The 19,413-nt window shown below is 31.5% G+C and carries 18 protein-coding genes; 14 read left to right on the top strand and 4 right to left on the bottom strand.

Annotated elements, in window-relative coordinates:
* Positions 1-9: 9 nt before the first annotated feature.
* The 7 genes from C8C88_RS05865 to C8C88_RS05835 all read left to right on the top strand — a co-directional run bounded on the left by C8C88_RS05865 (position 10) and on the right by C8C88_RS05835 (position 9,070).
* Positions 10-1,509, top strand: a complete 1,500-nt coding sequence (locus C8C88_RS05865; RefSeq protein ID WP_121337215.1) for a GH3 auxin-responsive promoter family protein — start codon at positions 10-12, stop codon at positions 1,507-1,509.
* A 37-nt stretch (positions 1,510-1,546) separates the two neighbouring features.
* Positions 1,547-3,226: a hypothetical protein gene (locus C8C88_RS05860; RefSeq protein WP_121337214.1), complete on the top strand. Its 1,680-nt coding sequence runs from the start codon at positions 1,547-1,549 to the stop codon at positions 3,224-3,226.
* Positions 3,227-3,235: 9 nt separating this feature from the next.
* The gene (locus C8C88_RS05855; RefSeq protein WP_121337213.1) at positions 3,236-4,219 is read left to right on the top strand and encodes a hypothetical protein; all 984 of its coding nucleotides are present in this window, start codon (positions 3,236-3,238) and stop codon (positions 4,217-4,219) included.
* Between the two features lie 82 nt (positions 4,220-4,301).
* Positions 4,302-5,609 carry an MATE family efflux transporter gene (locus C8C88_RS05850; RefSeq protein ID WP_121337212.1) on the top strand — a complete coding sequence of 436 codons (1,308 nt, stop codon included), beginning with the start codon at positions 4,302-4,304 and terminating at the stop codon, positions 5,607-5,609.
* Positions 5,610-5,649: 40 nt separating this feature from the next.
* Positions 5,650-6,738, top strand: coding sequence for a glycosyltransferase (locus C8C88_RS05845; RefSeq protein WP_121337211.1), 1,089 nt, complete (start codon positions 5,650-5,652; stop codon positions 6,736-6,738).
* 6 nt (positions 6,739-6,744) lie between these two features.
* Positions 6,745-7,806 (top strand): hypothetical protein, encoded by a 1,062-nt coding sequence (locus C8C88_RS05840; RefSeq protein WP_121337210.1) that lies wholly within the window; start codon positions 6,745-6,747, stop codon positions 7,804-7,806.
* Positions 7,781-9,070, top strand: a complete 1,290-nt coding sequence (locus tag C8C88_RS05835; RefSeq protein WP_121337209.1) for an O-antigen ligase family protein — start codon at positions 7,781-7,783, stop codon at positions 9,068-9,070. Before C8C88_RS05840 ends, C8C88_RS05835 begins: the two co-directional genes overlap by 26 nt.
* Here the strand turns inward: C8C88_RS05835 and C8C88_RS05830 are convergent.
* On the bottom strand, positions 9,054-10,130 hold the full coding sequence (locus tag C8C88_RS05830) for a glycosyltransferase (protein ID WP_121337208.1): 1,077 nt from the start codon (positions 10,128-10,130) through the stop codon (positions 9,054-9,056). The genes C8C88_RS05835 and C8C88_RS05830 overlap by 17 nt on opposite strands.
* Before the next feature lie 204 nt (positions 10,131-10,334).
* Between C8C88_RS05830 and C8C88_RS05825 the strand changes: the two genes are divergently transcribed.
* From C8C88_RS05825 to C8C88_RS05815, 3 genes are all read left to right on the top strand, one after another.
* Positions 10,335-11,318, top strand: a complete 984-nt coding sequence (locus C8C88_RS05825; protein ID WP_121337207.1) for a UDP-glucuronic acid decarboxylase family protein — start codon at positions 10,335-10,337, stop codon at positions 11,316-11,318.
* Between the two features lie 66 nt (positions 11,319-11,384).
* Positions 11,385-12,140: a sugar transferase gene (locus tag C8C88_RS05820; protein ID WP_370453789.1), complete on the top strand. Its 756-nt coding sequence runs from the start codon at positions 11,385-11,387 to the stop codon at positions 12,138-12,140.
* A 1-nt stretch (position 12,141) separates the two neighbouring features.
* Positions 12,142-12,912 carry a glycosyltransferase family 2 protein gene (locus tag C8C88_RS05815; RefSeq protein WP_121337205.1) on the top strand — a complete coding sequence of 257 codons (771 nt, stop codon included), beginning with the start codon at positions 12,142-12,144 and terminating at the stop codon, positions 12,910-12,912.
* On the opposite strand, the gene C8C88_RS05810 is transcribed toward C8C88_RS05815, so the two are convergent.
* Positions 12,905-14,218, bottom strand: coding sequence for a phenylacetate--CoA ligase family protein (locus C8C88_RS05810; RefSeq protein ID WP_121337204.1), 1,314 nt, complete (start codon positions 14,216-14,218; stop codon positions 12,905-12,907). The two genes, C8C88_RS05815 and C8C88_RS05810, sit on opposite strands and share 8 nt — an antisense overlap.
* Before the next feature lie 133 nt (positions 14,219-14,351).
* Between C8C88_RS05810 and purD the strand changes: the two genes are divergently transcribed.
* Positions 14,352-15,626: a phosphoribosylamine--glycine ligase gene (gene purD, locus C8C88_RS05805; RefSeq protein WP_121337203.1), complete on the top strand. Its 1,275-nt coding sequence runs from the start codon at positions 14,352-14,354 to the stop codon at positions 15,624-15,626.
* Positions 15,627-15,655: 29 nt separating this feature from the next.
* Here the strand turns inward: purD and C8C88_RS05800 are convergent, their stop codons facing one another.
* Positions 15,656-15,886, bottom strand: coding sequence for a uracil phosphoribosyltransferase (locus C8C88_RS05800; protein ID WP_121337202.1), 231 nt, complete (start codon positions 15,884-15,886; stop codon positions 15,656-15,658).
* 148 nt (positions 15,887-16,034) lie between these two features.
* On the opposite strand from C8C88_RS05800, the gene C8C88_RS05795 reads away from it, so the two are divergent.
* A complete protein-coding gene (locus C8C88_RS05795; protein WP_121337201.1) occupies positions 16,035-16,964 on the top strand; it encodes a DUF6427 family protein in 930 nt (309 codons plus the stop codon).
* Here the strand turns inward: C8C88_RS05795 and upp are convergent.
* Positions 16,959-17,612 (bottom strand): uracil phosphoribosyltransferase, encoded by a 654-nt coding sequence (upp, locus tag C8C88_RS05790; RefSeq protein WP_121337200.1) that lies wholly within the window; start codon positions 17,610-17,612, stop codon positions 16,959-16,961. The two genes, C8C88_RS05795 and upp, sit on opposite strands and share 6 nt — an antisense overlap.
* Positions 17,613-17,720: 108 nt before the next feature.
* On the opposite strand from upp, the gene C8C88_RS05785 reads away from it, so the two are divergent.
* The gene (locus C8C88_RS05785) at positions 17,721-18,326 is read left to right on the top strand and encodes a DUF4254 domain-containing protein (protein WP_121337199.1); all 606 of its coding nucleotides are present in this window, start codon (positions 17,721-17,723) and stop codon (positions 18,324-18,326) included.
* A gap of 48 nt (positions 18,327-18,374) precedes the next feature.
* Positions 18,375-19,409, top strand: a complete 1,035-nt coding sequence (locus C8C88_RS05780) for a glycosyltransferase family 9 protein (protein WP_121337198.1) — start codon at positions 18,375-18,377, stop codon at positions 19,407-19,409.
* The last annotated feature ends 4 nt before the right edge of the window (positions 19,410-19,413 follow it).

Raw genomic sequence — 19,413 nt, 5'->3', positions numbered from 1 at the left:
AAGTAAGAAATGTCAATAAAATCAACTGCTGCAAAATTTTTTGCCAAAAAAATTTACAACAAAACACAAGCTTGGGTTAATGAACCAATCAAAACCCAAAACAAAGTTTTTTTAGAGCTAATTCAAGAAGCTAAGAAAACCCAGTTTGGTATTGACCATCATTTCGATACAATTAAATCATTTGAAGACTTTTCAAAACAAGTTCCCATTCGGGATTACGAAGAATTAAAACCCTATGTTGATCGTGTTGTAAAAGGAGAACCAAATGTTTTATGGAAAGGGAAACCATTGTATTTTGCCAAAACTTCGGGAACAACTTCGGGTGCAAAATACATTCCGTTGACTAAGGAATCCATGCCTTTTCATATTGAGGCAGCTCGAAATGCAATTCTGCACTATATTCATGAAACAGGTAAGGCCGATTTTGTTGATGGAAAAATGATTTTTTTACAAGGAAGCCCAATTCTTGAAGAGAAAAACGGTGTTAAACTAGGTAGATTATCAGGTATTGTAGCGCATTTTGTTCCAAAGTATTTACAAAAAAACCGAATGCCATCTTGGGAAACCAATTGTATTGAAGACTGGGAGACTAAGGTTAATGCCATTGTTGAAGAAACATTTGATAAAAACATGACGGTGATTTCAGGAATTCCGTCTTGGGTACAAATGTATTTTGAAAAACTGCAACAAAAAGGAGGAAAGCCTGTTGGCGAAATTTTCAAAAACTTCAATTTGTTTATTTATGGAGGTGTAAATTACGAGCCTTATCGTGCCAAATTTGAAAATTTAATTGGTAGAAAAGTTGACAGTATTGAATTGTTCCCCGCTTCGGAAGGTTTTTTTGCATATCAAGATTCTCAAAAAGAAAAAGGAATGTTGCTGCTTTTGAATTCAGGTATTTTCTATGAATTTATAAAAAGTGATGAATTTTATACCGAAAATCCAAGACGCTACACCATAGGCGAAGTCGAATTAGGAATTAATTATGTGTTGATTATTTCTACTAATGCAGGACTTTGGGGATACAATATTGGTGATACTATTCAGTTTACCTCATTAAAGCCTTATAGAGTAATTGTATCGGGAAGAATCAAACATTATATTTCGGCTTTTGGAGAACATGTCATTGGTAAAGAAGTAGAAAATGCGTTGAAAGAAGCTATGGAAGGAACTACTATTCGAGTGAATGAATTTACGGTGGCTCCACAAATAAATCCTTCGGAAGGATTGCCTTATCATGAGTGGTTTATAGAATTTGACACCGATGCTTCGGGAGAACCAGAAAACTTTAATCTTTTTGCGGAAGCGATAGACAATGCCATGCGAAAACAAAATGTGTATTACGATGATTTGATTGTAGGACACGTACTTCGAAAAGTAGTTATTACTAAAGTTGCTAAAAACGGTTTTCAGGATTATATGAAATCAATTGGAAAGCTAGGCGGACAGAATAAAATACCAAGACTTTCTAACGACAGAAAGATTGTTGATCAATTAAACGAGCAATAAAAATGATACATTTGTAATTGTAGTGTTACCCAAAAAAATGAAAGAAACTAAAAATATATCCAGATCTAGAGCACAAGATTCATCCGCAGCTATTGAAAAAATGTACATCACAATGCGTCATTTGTTCAATAGAGGTTTCTATAAACCTATGGGAGTTTCTGGTGACACATTACGAGAAGCATTATTAGCGTTACGTCCAGAAATATATGGAAGTATTGCCGAAGAAAAAGTGGAATTGAACGGGCTTTTATATGTTATTGAGCGACTTCCTATTGGAATTGAAGAATGTAAATTTATCAATTTGACATCGGATGAAGGGTATTCTAAATCTCATTTTCAAGCAATTGTTCCTCCAAAAAGAAGAAGAAATTGTTACCGAATTGACGAGGAACAAATGAATGTTGAAATTACGCGTGGTCGTTCCGATATTTATGATATTTTGACGCATTTGACATTCATTTTTATTGAATCTCATAAAATTAGAAATAGAGTTTTATTAGATGAAGGAGGCGAAGTGTCACGAGATTGGAACAAATTAGAGCAAGCAGTATCTCAAACCAAAAAACTTTCGCAGATAGAGAAAGAAAAGGCAATATCGCATACAGCAAACATACTTGGAAGAACATTCGAAGAAATTTTAGACATATATGACGCCTTTGGATCTACCACTTTTCCAGATCGTTTTTTACACGTTATTTTTTGGTTAGGAAAATTAGCAATTGAAGAAGCGGTTGAGAACAATAAAAGAACCATAACCTTTAGCCCAATTTTGAGAGAACGTTTGGGACATCATATTCATGGAGAGATTTGGGCAACTAATATCAAAGAAGTTTTAAAACAAAACCAACTTTTAGGACGACCTATTCATGTCATTAGCGCAAATATGCATAGTGTGATGAATTCTATTTTTGCTACGCCAATATTAAAATCAACATTCAAAGACAAGTCTGATTTCTTTATTTACGAAGAATTAAGCAAATCAGGAGCAAATGAAGTCAGAAGCAAAGTAGAATCAGTTGCTTTGAATCAAGGAATGATATCATTACTAGATACTTCGGGAACAAATATAGATGTGCAAATTTTTGATACAGCTAAAATTGATTGGTCTAAAACTGCATTTCCCACCGCAAATTTAGGCGACGAAAAACCAGTGTTAATTGTTATGGATTATGCTTTTGGAGAGCAGGCTTATGAAACAATTGATGAGTTATTGAAACCGTATAAAAAAGACACCCTTTTGAATGTGAAATCAGTTTCTATCATGGGAAAAGCTGGAATTTTAGAAGGAGGTAAAGGCGATATTATGATTCCAAATGCACACATTAATGAGGGAACAGCAGATAATTACTTCTTCCAAAATGAGCTAACCCTTGATATGTTTGAAGGAAATGATATTGCGGTTTATGCCGGACCAATGGTTACCGTATTAGGAACATCATTACAAAATAGGGATTTATTAAAGTTTTTCCATGAATCAACTTGGGGTGTAATCGGTTTAGAAATGGAAGGTTCCTATTATCAAAAAGCGATTCAATCTGCCTCTAAAATTAGAAAAAGTGTTCCGCAAGACGTAAAAGTAAGATATGCTTATTATGCGTCAGATAATCCATTAGAAACAGGAAGTACGCTTGCTTCAGGAGGATTAGGAACAACAGGAGTAAAGCCAACTTATTTGATTACGATCAAGATATTGGAACAAATATTCAACGTTAAATAAAACAGCAGAATGACTAAAAAAGAAACTAATAATTTAGAAAATCAAGAAATTGATTTGTTTCAGATTTCAAAAAAAATTGGAAGTTTTTTTAATGGAATTAAAACTTGGCTATTTCAAGCGATTCAGTTTTTTATTAGAAATAGGATTATTATTTCGATTTTGTTAATTATTGGGATTGGATTAGGAGTATATTTAGATCAAACACAAAAAAACTACGAGCACCAAATTATAGTTGAACCTAACTTTAAATCAACAGATTATTTATATTCAAAAATTGATTTATTAGCTTCAAAAATTGCAGAAAGAGACCTTGTTTTTCTTAAATCAATTGGCATAAAAAATCCAGAGGAAATCAATAAAATTTCAATTGAACCCATTGTTGATGTTTATGAATTTATTAATTCCAGTAAGTTGAATTTTGAGGTTTTACAATTAATGGCTCAAAATGGGGATTTAAAATCGGTTGTAAAAGAAAATACAACAAGCAAAAATTACAATTTTCACAATATTGTTGTTTCCACAAATTCATTTACAAACGAAAAAAACACTATTCAGCCCATATTGAATTATTTGAACGAGAATGCTTATTTTAGTAAAATCCAAAAAATTTCGATACGTAATCTTCAACAAGAACTACAATCCAAAGAAGGGATAATAGTGCAAATAGACGGAATATTAAATGCTTTTTCGAGTTCAAATGGCAACCATCAAAAAAGCGATAAACTCATTTATTATAATGAAAATACGCAACTAAATGATATTATTAGAACTAAGGATTCGTTGATTAAAGACATTGGAAAATTAAAATTACAATTATTCAATTCTGATAAAACAATAAGAGAAAGTGCTGTTGTAATGAATATTAAGAACACTAAATCTATCCAAGGCAAGCTAAAGTTTGTTTTGCCAATAGTTTTTATATTCTTGTTTATTTTTATTCAGTTTTTCATTTCTTTTTACAGAAAGCAATTGGCTAAGTCTCAATTACAATAAATGTATTACCTTGATTTAAATAGGATTACAAAATATAGTATTCTCATATTGAAGGAAAATAAATAAATTATTAGAAATTAATATGTTGAAAATATTTAGTAGTTATCTTCAAAAAATTAAAAACAACCCTTATATCTTACAAAGTTTAATCACATTAATCTTAAGAGTTATAGGAGTGCTAGTTTTGTTTGGATTTACTTTGTTTTTCACCAAAAATTTTAGTCCCAAAATAGTTGGACAATATGATTTTGTGCGTTCTTTTTTATTGGTAGCAGGCAGTATTTGTTTGTTGGGCTGCGATCAGTCCATTTTATATTTTAGAGGGAAATTTAAAGGGGATAATGCTTTAAGCGCACTGAAACAAATCTATATAAAAATGGTTTTTATACTGTTTTCAATGTCCATAATTTTAGTATTGATTGTTCTAAGTATAGACAAGAATTTTATCAACTCTTTTTTTTCGGATGAAGCGGTATATTTAATTCTTTTGAAATCGGCTATTATTTTGTTTTTTTCAGCTTTAACAACATTAAATACGGAGGTTTTTAGAGCTTTAAATCATTTATACATTGCCGAATTATTTAGAAATATTATTAAATATTTCCCTTTAATCTTTGGCGCAATTGCATTGTTTTATCTTCACAATGAGACCTATTTAGTTGATGTTTTTCTGTTAGGGTTCCTTATACTTTCAGCTTTTACTACGGTTTTAGTGTTCAATTATTTTAGAAAAGCATCGGGTCCAAATTCAGAGCCTATTGCATACAAAGAAATAATCAACAAGTCTTATCCTATTGCAATAAGCGGAATGGCGCTGTTCCTGCTGATGAGTCTTGATGTTATGTTTTTAAAAAAATATAAAGGCGATGCAACGGTTGCTTTTTATTCATTGGCAGTCAAATTAATGACCGTTCTTTCAATAGTCATTGTTACTGTTAACATCACTATTTCTACAAAAATAGCGGAATGCTTTTCAATCCATAGCAACATAGAATTGAATAGAATGTTAAAAAACAGTTCTCGTTTAATTTTTATTTTGACATTTCCATTGGTTGTATTTATTGTTATTTTTTCGGAAAAAATTTTACGCTTTTTTGGGAATGATTATGTGGCGGCACAACAAGCGTTACTAATTTTGATAATAGGACAGGGCATTTGTTCTGCTTTTGGATCGGCATCTGTTTATTTAAATATGACTGGAAGACAGCATATTTTTCAGGGAATTCTTCTGGCTTCGGTAATTATAAATTTTGTTTTAAATAGGTTTTTAATACCTGAATTTGGAATGTCTGGAGCGGCAATAGCTTTTGTTGTAAGTTCCTTTTTTTGGAATGTTCTTGCGTCTGGAATAATTTATTACAAAGATAAAGTGAAAGTTTTTTTGAATTAAGTTCTCGAATCCCAGATGTTGTTTATTAATAATTACACAAATGAAAATACTACAAATAATAGGCAATATGGGTTCTGGTGGAGCAGAAAAATTACTTTTGGACAGTTTGCCTTTGTATAGAAAAAACGGAATTGAAATGGATCTTCTCGTTTTGAACGGCAAAGAACACCCTTTTTTAAAAACCTTAAAAGAAACGGGATGCTGCAAAATACATTCATTAGGTTCTGGTTCAATTTATAATCCGATAAATTGCCTAAAAATTATTCCTTTTTTGAGAAAATACAATATTGTTCAGGTTCATTTGTTCCCTTCGCAATATTGGGTAGTTCTTGCGAAAATTATTTCTTTTTCGAAAATTAAGCTACTATTGACAGAGCACACTACCAGTAATCCGAGGATGAAAAATTATTTTATTAAGGGAATTGATAAATTTATATATCGGTTTTATGATAAAATAATTTGTGTTAAAGAGGAAGTTTTCCAAATTATATACAACTATACTGGAGAGTCAAAATCTAAGTTTGAGGTGATTGAAAACGGCATAGATTTAGAAAAATTTTATCAAGCTAAACCCTATTCTAAAAGTGAAATTTCTAATTTATTCAGTTCGGAAGATATTCTATTGATTCAAGTATCAAGATTTTGTTTTCCAAAAGATCAGGAAACAACAATCAAATCATTGCAGTTTTTGCCACAAAATGTTAAGTTGGTATTAGTTGGCGATGGCGAATTGAAAAAAAATTGTGAAAATCTAGTTCAAAAGCTGAACTTGTCAGATAGAGTTTTATTTTTAGGCCTTCGAATGGATGTGCCTGAATTATTGAAAACAGCAGATATTTCTATTTTAAGTACTTTTCACGAAGGGTTTCCTTTGGTTGCTTTAGAAGCAATGGCGGCAGGAAAACCATTAATTGCATCGGATGTTTCTGGGGTTTCGGATGTTGTTCAAAATGCAGGGATTCTTTTTGAAAAAGAAAACGCAAAAGAACTCGCTGTTCAGGTAATGAAGTTGATTAATGATCCGGAATATTATATGGAAATTGCTTCATCTTGTAAAGAAAGAGCCAAGAAAAATGACATTCAGCACATGATAGAAAAACATATTGCACTTTATAAATCATTATTTTAATACAAAATGCAACTTTTAGTAAAGAAGGAAACGGCAATTTTTTTAGGGTTATTTATTGCAAATTTAGTAGTTGCAATATTGGCTTCTTTTGTCTTGCCGGAGAAATTTTTTTATGATGCACAAACAATCGTTTTGCATAAATTCAGCGAGGAAGGAATTTCTGGGAGTTATCCATTTTCCTCCTTTTTTTATACAATAACCGGATTAAAATACTTACCCTATGCAATAGTAGCATTGATTCAATATCCAATCATAATTTATGTTTTGTACAAAATAGGTATACCAACTAATTTCCATAAAATAAACGTAAAAAACTTTTTAGTATATAGTGGTTTTTTTATGATTGCCATTTTTATTTCGATGCCTTCAAAAGAGTTTATCACATTTATTTACGTATCGATTTTGCCTTTTGTTTTTTATTCCGATAAAATACCTTCAAAATATAAAGTGACATTGTCCTTGATAATAATAGCCTTTTTTGGGCTGTTTTTCCGACCCTATTTTTTGTTAATTCCCATAATAGCGATAGGAATGTATGGTATAACCTTAGTTGATTTTAAAAACAAAGCGCTTTCCTCTATTTTTTATGGATTGTTACTAGCTATTTTTATCTCACTAAGCGTTGGTGTCATCAAAGGAAAACATCTGTCAGAAGGTTCTCGCGATTTAGTAAATATGGAACGAATGAATTCGAAAGATGCAAATTCAATTATTGTTTCGCCTATTAAAACCGATACTTGGTACGGGGAAACGGTGGGTATTGTTTATGGATTTTTTGCAGTTAATATTCCGTTGGAAGGATTTAAACATATTTTTTCACCACAAATTATTGTTTTTATAATTTGGCAAATTTTACTTTTCTATATTCTTTTTGTGCGGTTTTCTATATGTTTAGCCGATAGAAAACAATACCGATATTTGCTTTGGACTTTGCTTATTTTGTTTTCCTATTTCATAGTTCAAGGAATATTTGAACCGGATTTAGGAACCGCAACCCGACATAAAATAGGAATTTTTCCTTTAATCTATTATGCTTTATACTATGAGTATTTCAGAAAAGAATTTTAATAAAATATGGAATACTTTTCTGGTTTTCATTGCAATTGCAATGATTTTTAGAAAACCGTGTACGGGCTTAATTATTCTTTTTGCGGCATTTAATTTACTGTTTTTAAAAAAATTAAAATTCACCAGAACTTCCTTGCTATTAGGGACAATTATTGCGTCACCATTGCTTTTAGAAATACTGTTTTTTTGGAATAATGATTTGTATTTAATGGGAATAAAATCGCTCGAAAAAAGCGTTTCCTTACTAGTTTTCCCCTTGTTTATTTTAGGTAATTTTCAGCGAATTAATTTTTTTAAATTCCTTCGAATCTATTCGATTTTTACTACTATTTTGATTCTTTTTTTCTTTGTTCGGTTTGTTTTTATAGCACCAGAACTAATACATAAATACTGGCAAGGAATTGATTTATGGGAAATAGGATATGCTTTTTCTAATAGTATTGGTATTCATGCGCCTGCGCTAAACATGCATTTGGCATTTGTAACAATTTGTGTTATTTATTTTGTTTTTCGTTTTTTTCAACAAAGAAAAAGCAACTTGATTAAAGCAGCGAGTATCTTCATTTTGCTACTTTCCTTTTTCTTTGTGCTTTTTGTAAATACCCGAATGGCTTTATTTAACGCTTTGGTGGGTTTTATTTTAATCTTCTTTTTTGAAGTTTTTAAAAAATATAGTTTCAAAAAGAGCGTTTCAATATTCGCTTTAGGATTGATTTTATTGGGTAGCATCTCTTTATTTTTTGTCCAAAAGAATCCGTATATGATTCAAAAATATTCTTCGGTAACCTTTGCCTATATGGATAAAGTTGGCAAACTTGATGCGATTGAAAACCCTGAAGCAAAAGTGTTTAATTCCTTAGTTACTCGAGTATCCATATGGAAATCGGCTTGGGAACTTTCGTTAAAAAACCTTCCTTTTGGGGTAGGAGCTTCGGATGGAAAACCAGCGTTAATTAAATATTACAAACAAACGAACCAGCATTTTTTGGCAAAATATGAATTCCCAACTCACAATCAGTTTTTGGATTTCTTATTAAAATTTGGAATCCTAGGTCCTTTAGTGGTTCTGTTATATATTTTTACGATTGGATATTTAGGTATTGATTTGAAAAATCCACTTATTATTGCTTTCTTTTTTATTTTTTTTACTTCAAATCTTACTGATGATTTTTTGCTTCGTTTTGACGGAATTGCATTTAGCGGATTGTGGTTTTCAATTTTCGGAAGTTATTGGTTACAAGAGAGAATTATTGCTGATAAATAGAAATCAGGTTTTTAAAATTCTTGTTTTTATCGAATAAAGTAGAACATCTTTCTAATGCTTTTTCTCCAAATATCTTTCTTGTTTTTTCTTCTTTTAGGATTTCTAAATACGCATCGAGTTCCTCAATTGTATTAAAAAGAAACCCTGTTTCGGCAGGAACAACAACATCTTTATTTCCTATTAAATTAGTTGCCAGAACTGGTTTTTTCATTGCCATTGCTTCTAATATGGCAATTGGCAAACCCTCCCAAAGCGATGTGTGAATGTATATATCAATTTTTGAAAGTTCTTTTAATGCATCGTTTCTTTGTTTAAACCATCCGGTTACAACAATATTTGGGGCGCTTATCAGGTGTTTTAATTCGCCATCTCCAATCCAAACAAAATTAAAATCGGGAAACTTTAAGGCAATTTCATTGAAAAGCTTAGGATTTCTTGCAAAAGTAATTCGTCCTAAAATTCCAAGAGTTAGTGTTTTATTCGTTTTTTCTTTGCTTACATTATTGACATACGCAACATCAATTCCGTTTCTTACTAAATAGGATTCACCCAGTGTTTTAGCAATTTTATATTCGGTATCGCCGCAAGCAATTGTTTTGCCTCCAAAGAGTTTCTGAGTACTTTTTTCAATAAACCAATACATTTTTCTACTCCAAAGAGTGATGTCCTTTCGAAGAAAAGAATAGCCATGAGGGGTGTAAAAAATCTTCTTTTTCTTGAATAAAAACACACAAGATAATCTGCCTAAAACTCCAGCTTTGGAAGAATGAAGATGAACAACATCAGGCTTAAGTTTTCGAAGTATTGCAATTAAGGCTATTGTTGATTTTATATCTTGAATGGGAGAGAAATTCCTAACCATAGGGAGTTCAAGTAGCGCAACTCCATTTGAAAATTCCTCTTTTATTTTTTCAGAATCAATTTCCTTTCGATTGCCACTATAAATAATAGTGGTTTCAATAGTCTCATTTATTTCATGATCTCCAAAAAAAAAGGATAAATCATTGAAATACGTATGAACTCCACCAGCTAAAGCTTCAACAACATGGACAACTTTCAAAATAAATGAGTTTAAGTACCACAAAAATATATAAAAACAATTAGGAAATCTGCCGCATCGAAACCTATAATTGACAAAAAAGGAATTCATTATAAACGCATTGTTTATTTGAATTGATTTAGTAGCGTTAAATTTATAGAAACTAGCCCAAGGAGCCCAATAGTTTACGCGATAATTTATATCTTGCAAACGTAAAAATGACTTATGAAAAGAATACTTATCACTGGGGCTGCTGGATTTTTAGGCTCACATCTTTGTGACCGTTTTATTAAAGAAGGCTATTTTGTAATAGGAATGGATAATCTTATAACAGGAGATTTAAAAAACATCGAACACCTATTCAAACTTGAAAATTTTGAGTTCTATCATCATGATATCACAAAATTTGTTCATGTCCCGGGTAAATTAGATTACATATTGCATTTTGCTTCACCAGCAAGTCCAATTGATTATTTGAAAATTCCTATTCAAACTTTAAAGGTAGGATCGTTAGGAACACACAATCTTTTAGGATTAGCAAGAGTGAAAAAAGCTAGAATTCTTATAGCGTCGACTTCTGAAGTTTATGGAGACCCATTGGTTCATCCACAAACAGAAGAGTATTATGGGAATGTAAACACTATAGGCCCAAGAGGCGTTTATGATGAAGCAAAACGTTTTCAGGAATCAATAACAATGGCCTACCATACCTTTCATGGTGTTGAGACTAGAATTGTCAGAATTTTTAACACCTACGGACCAAGAATGCGTTTAAATGATGGTAGAGTTATTCCTGCATTTATTGGTCAAGCAATTCGCGGGGAAGATTTGACTATTTTTGGTGATGGAATGCAAACCCGTTCTTTTTGTTATGTAGACGATCAAGTTGAGGGGATTTTCAGGCTGTTGCATTCGGATTATGTTTACCCGGTCAATATCGGGAATCCAGACGAAATAACAATCAAAGATTTTGCAGATGAAATTATAAAACTGACAGGAACTAATCAGAAAGTAGTTTACCACCCATTGCCTATAAATGATCCTTTGCAGCGACAACCGGACATTACTAAAGCTAAAAACTTGCTCGGATGGGAGGCAAAAGTTGGTCGTGCAGAAGGAATGAAAATCACGTATGATTATTTCAAATCATTATCAAAAGAAGAGCTTTCAAAAGAAGAGCATAAAGATTTTTCTAATTACATTAAATAAAGAGGTTTCCGTCTAATGGAGTTAAATGTTCCAAAATATTTTTCAGACAAAAAGTCAAATCAGATCATGAAAGGTGAATTTGTGGATTTCAAAAACCTTGTCGTTGACAATGGTGTTGTTGAAACTCAAACCTTAAAATTTATTTCTGACCCGAAAGAGATTTTTTCAAAGAATTTAGGAGTGGAATTTTACACTACATTTCCATCACAAAAGACAATACTTCACAATCCAGCAATAAAGATTTTTAAAAGAACATTTGATATTGTTTTTTCATTGATTGTTATAATTGGAATATTATCTTGGCTAATTCCAATTCTTGCAGTCTTAATAAAATTAGAATCGAATGGGCCTGTTTTTTTTAAACAAGGGAGACCTGGAATTGGTGAAAACGAATTTTTTTGTTACAAATTAAGATCGATGAGAATCAATAAAACATCTGAGGAAGAAATTTCAAAGGATGATCCTCGAGTGACTAAAGTGGGGAAATTTATGCGAAAAACAAGTATCGATGAAATGCCACAGTTTCTAAATGTTTTATTGGGAGATATGTCAGTTGTGGGACCACGTCCGCATCTTTGGGCTCAAAATATTGAGTATGGAAATCGAATAAAAAAATATATGGTTCGGCATTGTGTTAAACCAGGAATTACTGGATTAGCGCAAGTAAGCGGATATCGAGGTAAAATAGAAAAGGATCAAGACATGATTAATAGAGTAAAATTTGATGTTTTTTATATCGAAAACTGGTCATTTTTACTTGATTTAAAAATTATTTACCAAACAGTTGTCAATATTTTAAAAGGAGAAGAAAAAGCATATTAAAATGGAAAAACCATTAGTGTCCATAATTATACCCGCTTTTAATGCTGAAAAATTTATTGCACAAACTATTTTGTCTGTCCAAAACCAAACCTATAACAATTGGGAAATAATTTTGGTTGATGATAAATCAACGGATAATACAGTTGTCATTGTAAAAGAAATTGCCCTAAATGAAAAAAGAATTCAATTTTTTCAACTCGAACAGAATTCAGGAACGGGCATAGCTAGAAATTACGCTTTGAATCACGCAAAAGGACGTTATATTGCGTTTTTAGACGCAGATGATTTATGGAAACCAAATAAGCTGGACAAACAAGTTGAGTTTCTTACAAAGCAGAATTTACCATTTACATTCTCCTTTTATGATTGCATTGATGAAGAAGGGAAATCGTTACATAAAACGGTTGAATGCCCTAAGTTACTTACTTATAAACAGTTGTTTTTTTGTAATTATGTTGGCAATCTTACCGGAATCTACGATGTAAATTATTTTGGAAAAATTGCTATTTCTTCCATTCGTAAAAGACAGGATTGGATGCATTGGCTTACTATTTTTAAGAAAATTAAAAGTGCGAATCCCATTCCAGAAAGTTTAGCCTATTATAGAATTAGACAAAACTCCATATCAGCCTCAAAAGTTGATTTGATCAAACACAATTTCTCCGTTTATAGATTGTTTCATAAATATAATTTAGCCCTTTCTATAGTGTGTATGATTGGTTTTTTATTCACTCAATTAGTACTAAAACCAAGGTATATTAAAACTATTTAATCATTGATTTAAATTGTTTTAATTTTCCTCGATTGCTTCTTTCCAAAGAGTTTTTTCTATAAAAAGTAAATATCAAATTGGGTTCTAAATACAGAGCAATCGCTTGTTCTATTTTTTGTATTTGTACCAAATCTAATTCATTTTCACTTACATATTCAACTTCAAAAGTATCTATTTTGGTTTGTTTTATCACAAATTCTTTAACGTTTCCATCATCTTCAATAATGCTTTTGGTTACATAATAAAATGTAAGTCCAGGCGATTTTTTTCCGCTGGGCAAAATCGCAACATCATTAGTTCTACCTATTAATTTCTTTAGAATGGGTTTTTGTAAGGTGCTTTTTTCGTCCAAAATTCCAATATCACCTATATCATATCGAATGAATGGATGTGCTTTATTGAATAAGGAAGTAATAACAATCCTGCCTTCAGTACCGTTTGGAACAGCTTGATTGTTTTTGTCTAAAATTTCGACAAACAAGGTTTCTGAATTGACTTGCCATTCTCCTTGAGGATTTTCAAAAGCAATTAAATCCAGTTCCGAAGCCCCATATTCATTGACGATAGGAATGCCAAATTGTTTTTCTAAAAGTATTTTATCTTCTTCAAAAAGCATTTCAGAAGTGACCATACATACTTTTAAACTCGGGCAAATATCTTTTAAAATGATGTTTTTTTTCTGCAAAAATTTAGCAAATAACACAATTGAACTAGTATATCCGTTGATATAATCGAATTTTTTTCTTTGAAAATGTTTTAGAAAACGCTCTAGAATTTCATCTGACAAATCAAAAATTGTAAACCGAAATCGAGAACCTAAAAAATCCTTGAAACGTTCTTTTTTATTTCCAATAAAATCCATCGGAATTCCATAAAAACGTGCTTGATAAGAGGAATTAAAATCTATTCCATACCAAGCAAAACGATAGCTATTTGAAGCCCAAGTTAATGCATGACTATAATTATCTTTGGCAAAAATAAAAGGATCACCACTGGAACCTGAAGTTTTATTGATGTAACTATTCTTTAAATTATAGCCTTTCGAAAGCCTTTCTATGAGAGGTTTTTGAAGATTTTTCTTTTTTAAAACAGGTAAATTTTCCCATTTTTTTAAAGAAATAGGCGCTACTAATTTTTGGTAAAAAGGATTATTTTGCAAATGAAATGTGACAATTTTCGTCTTCTGTTTTTCAAGAAAAACCTGATATTCTTTTTCGGATAAATCGACGATTTGCTTCAATTCGGTTTTGGCTTCCTTAATTGGAAAACCATTTAGTTTTAAAGAGATGTCGAAAAATGGAAGCATTTTGAGCGTATATTTTATCAAAAATAATATTTACCTACCACTAAAGCGGAATAACGAACAACTTTTTGAAAATTAATTATTTTTTACGTTCAAAAGCAATTATTTTTGCACCACAACTAAAATAAAACACATCATGACTATTTTACTATTGGGTTCGGGCGGAAGAGAGCATGCATTTGCATGGAAAATGATTCAAAGTCCGCTTTGTGACAAACTTTTTGTAGCACCAGGAAATGCGGGTACTGCTGCAATAGCCAATAATATTAACATTAGCCCAACTGATTTTGACACTATAAAAGCATTTGTTCTTCAGGAAAAAGTGGAGATGATTGTAGTTGGTCCAGAAGATCCTTTGGTAAAAGGAATTTACGATTTCTTTTTAAATGATGCTGAATTGAGTCATATTCCAGTTATTGGACCATCAAAAATTGGAGCACAATTAGAAGGAAGTAAAGAATTTGCTAAAGAATTTTTAATCAGACATAAAATCCCAACAGCTGCTTACGATAGTTTTACGGCCGAAACGGTTGAAAAAGGATGTGATTTCTTAGAAACATTACAACCTCCGTATGTTTTAAAAGCAGACGGATTAGCAGCAGGAAAAGGCGTTTTGATTATTCACGATTTGGCTGAAGCCAAAGAAGAATTAAGAAATATGCTTGTTCATCAAAAATTTGGTGATGCAAGTTCAAAAGTGGTAATTGAAGAATTTTTGGACGGAATTGAGTTAAGCTGTTTTGTACTTACAGATGGTAAAAGCTATAAAATCCTGCCAACAGCTAAAGATTACAAACGTATTGGCGAAGGCGACACCGGATTGAATACAGGTGGAATGGGAGCAGTTTCCCCAGTTCCTTATGTTGATGCTGTTTTGATGGAAAAAATCGAAACACGTATTGTAAAACCAACGATCGAAGGTTTTCAAAAAGATGGAATTCCTTATAAAGGTTTTGTTTTTATTGGTTTGATAAATGTGAAAAACGAACCAATTGTAATTGAATATAACGTTCGTATGGGCGATCCAGAAACAGAAGTAGTTGTTCCAAGATTAAAAACGGATTTGGTAGAATTATTTTTGGCTGTAGCCAATGAAAAATTAGCTGAAATAACATTGGAAGTAGACGAAAGAAGCGCAACAACAATTATGGTTGTTTCAGGAGGATATCCAGAAGATTTTGAAAAAGGAAAAGTAATTTCTGGATTAGAAAATATTTCGGATTCAATTGTTTTTCACGCAGGTACAAAACTAGAAAACGGACAAGTGCTTTCTAATGGAGGTAGGGTTTTGACCGTTACTTCATATGGGGACAATTTTGAAGAGGCCATAAAAAAATCTTACCAAAACATAGATAAACTAAATTTTGATAAGATGTATTTTAGAAAAGATATTGGAAACGATTTAAAATAGTTTCCAAGTATCGCTCATTCTTTTTTAAATTATTTTAAAAAAGAATGAGCGGTAGTATCTTGATTTTCTGTTCCTGCTTCGTCAAAAATTCTTAATTGTTTGATCCAATATACCATCGCAGATGCACATATAATCATGAATATCCAGTTGATTGTATTAGCTCCAAACCAAGAGCTAAGCTCTAAAGATCTTAAAAAATCTAGTGGTGCGAATAAGATGTTTACAAATAAATATTGTATTCCTTCAAAAAATGCTTTCATAATGCTATAAAATTATGTTGTTATTTATATTGTTTTGGAAATGATTATAAAGTAAAAGATTTAAGTATTGACTAATCTTTTTTAAACTTCTTGGTTTCCTTTTTAAACAAGTATTATATTTACAGTCACAAAAGTATAAAATATCCTTATGATAACAAGTGTTTTTAAAAAATCTACACCATTAAATTACATTTTGGTTGTATTTTTAATACTAGTTTTCTTTTTAATCTACCAATTTCAAGATTTATCTTGGATGAATATGGGCGTGATGATTTTTCATAGGGTAGGATTAATTACTTTTTTATTAGCTTCGGTATTCATTACTAATTTTGTTGTTAAGAAAAACGGACTGAGTAAAGACAGTAGCTACACCATTTTTTTCTACTTTTTATTTCTTATTTTCTTTCCTTCGGTATTAGATAATTTAAATTTAATTCTGGCTAATTTTTTTATTTTATTAGCACTCCGCCGATTGATTTCTTTGCAATCACTAAAAGCATCTAAGGAAAAAATATTTGATGCCTCATTATGGATTTTTGTGGCTGCATTATTTCATTTTTGGAGTATTCTGTATATTGTGCTTGTATTTATCTCAATTATTTTTCATGTATCAAGAGATTACAGGAACTGGATTCTTCCTTTTATAGCACTTTTTACGGCAACAATTATCTTTATGCTTTTTTCAATATTTTTTGGAATTGATGTCGTTAATTATATAACCAAAAGTGTAACGGTAAATTTCAAAATAGATTATTTCGTTAATAACTATCAAAATGGTGCTTTGTCAATCTTTGTGTCAATAGCTTTGTTTTTTGTAGTTTCAATGTTTGCGACTCTTTCAAATAGACCGTTATTGTTGCATACGTCATTCAAGAAAATAATTGCGTGCTTTTTTATTGGAGTTGTTATTTTCTTAATTTCATCTAATAAAAGCAATGATTTGTTGATTTTTACTTTTGCTCCATTATCTATTATGGCAACCGCTCATATCGAACTGGCGCAACAAAAATTAAAGCAAGAATTAGTTTTAGGAATCTTTATTTTATGTAGTTTATTTGCGTTTTTCTCGCAATTATAATTTTTCTCCAAAAGCTAAATCCCCCGCATCTCCTAATCCTGGAACAATATAACTGTGTTCATTGAGTTTCTCATCTGAGGCAGCAATCCATAGATGGCAAGTGTTGGGTAAATGTTTTTCAAGATAATCAATTCCTTCCGGGGCAGCAATAACTACGGCAATATGAATTTCTTTTGGCGTACCTCTTTCCATTAATCTATTATAAACCGCAACTATAGATTGTCCTGTGGCTAACATAGGATCAAGAAGCAACATATTTTTCCCATTAATATCAGCAACGGCTTGGTATTCGACTTTAATTTCAAAGGCATCATCATGATTGGGATGGTATCTGTAAGCAGAAATAAATCCATTTTCGGCAGCATCAAAATAGTTCAAAAAACCTTGGTGCAGGGTTAAACCAGCTCTTAAAATGGTGCATAAAACCAATTGGTCTTTTATTTTAGATGTTTTTTTTATGCCAAGCGGAGTTTTAATATCAACTTCGTCATAATGAAGATTTTTGCTTAATTCATAAGCCATTATTTCGCCAATACGCTCTATATTTCTACGAAAACGCATACTATCATTATGGATGGAAACATCTCGTATTTCTGCCAAAAAATGATTGAGAACACTATTATTTTCCGAAAGATGATGGATTTGCATAAATGAAGATGTTAGATTTAAGACTTTGAATTTTGAAATAAAACTTTAAAACTTTTTTTCATACTATAAAAGTATAAAAAGTATCTTTGTCTTTTAATATATAAAGATATGTTTTCAAAATTAGCTTATTCTGTTTTCGAACAAAGTATTAAAGATTATCATCAGTTTGATAATGTAGATCAGCCTATTAACAATCCTTTTCCAAAAGATAAATTTGAACATTTATTGTACTTAAAAAACTGGATTGATACCGTTCAATGGCATTTTGAGGACATCATTAGGGATCCAAAAATTGATCCAGTTGCTGCCTTAACTCTAAAAAGAAGAATTGACGCCTCTAATCAGGAACGTACTGATATGGTGGAATATATTGATAGTTATTTTCTTCAAAAATACAGTCATGTAAATGTAAAAGAAAATGCCAAAATCAATTCAGAAAGTCCAGCTTGGGCTTTTGACAGATTGTCGATTTTAGCATTGAAAATTTATCATATGCAAGAAGAAGCTACTCGTGCTGAAGCTACTCAAGAACATAGAGATAAATGTCAAGAAAAATTAAACATTTTATTGGAGCAAAGAACAGATTTATCAACTGCTATTGATGATTTATTGACGGACATTGAAAACGGCGATAAATTCATGAAAGTGTACAAACAAATGAAAATGTACAATGATGATGATTTGAACCCAGTTCTGTATCAAGCCAAAAAATAATTTTTGACAACCTCAAAATTGTCAAATAAAATAAAGCATATAGCCGTCATGAGACTTTCCGCAATGGGAGATGTCGCCATGACGGTTCCTGTTTTACGCGCCTTTGTAAAGCAGTATCCAGAAGTAAAAATTACGTTAGTTTCTCGTCCTTTTTTCAAACCTTTTTTCGAAGAAATTCCTAATATTTCTTTTTTTGCTTTCGATGAAAAAGAACGGCACAAAGGATTTATAGGATTGTTACGTTTGTTCCAAGATTTAAAAGTACTTCATATCGATGCTTTCGCAGATTTGCACAATGTATTGCGGTCTAAAGTTGTCCGTACTTTTTTTAGTTTATATGGCAAAAAAGTGGCTGCAGTTGATAAAGGGAGAGCGGAGAAAAAAGCCTTGACTCAAGCCGAAAATAAAACTTTCAAACCATTACCAACTATGTTTGAAAGGCACGTAAGAGTTTTTGAACAACTCGGTTTTACGGTTGATTTATCATCCCGAAGTGTCGGGACAGTTTTTCCTGAAAAAGCAGTTTTAAGTCCGGAAATTCTAGCGGTAATTGGCGAAGAAAATAAAACACTAATTGGGATTGCTCCATTTGCACAATACGATTCCAAAGTGTATCCTTTGGATTTGATGCAGGAAGTCATCAACCAATTATCAGAATCTCGAAATTTAGGAAAATTCTATAAAATCTTGCTTTTTGGCGGAGGAAAAAAAGAAATAGAAATCTTGAATTCGCTTTCAGCCAATAAACAAAATGTAATTACAGTGGCTGGTAAACTGAAATTTCAGCAAGAATTACAACTCATCAGTAACCTTGATGTAATGCTTTCTATGGATTCTGGAAATGCACATATTGCAGCCATGTTAGGTGTAAAAGTGATTACGCTTTGGGGCGCAACTCATCCTTTTGCGGGATTTTCACCTTTCAATCAACCTTTAGAAAACGCATTGGTTTCAGATAGAAATTTGTTTCCAAAATTACCCACATCCGTTTATGGAAATAAAAAAGTGGAAGGCTATGAAAATGCCATGAGAACGATTACTCCTGAAACTATTGTTGAAAAAATCACCACGTCATTAAAATAAAAAA

The organism is Flavobacterium sp. 123 (assembly GCF_003634825.1).
GTDB lineage: Bacteria > Bacteroidota > Bacteroidia > Flavobacteriales > Flavobacteriaceae > Flavobacterium.
The sequence above is the reverse complement of the archived record's forward strand: the minus strand, read 5'-3'. Positions and strand labels throughout refer to the sequence as shown.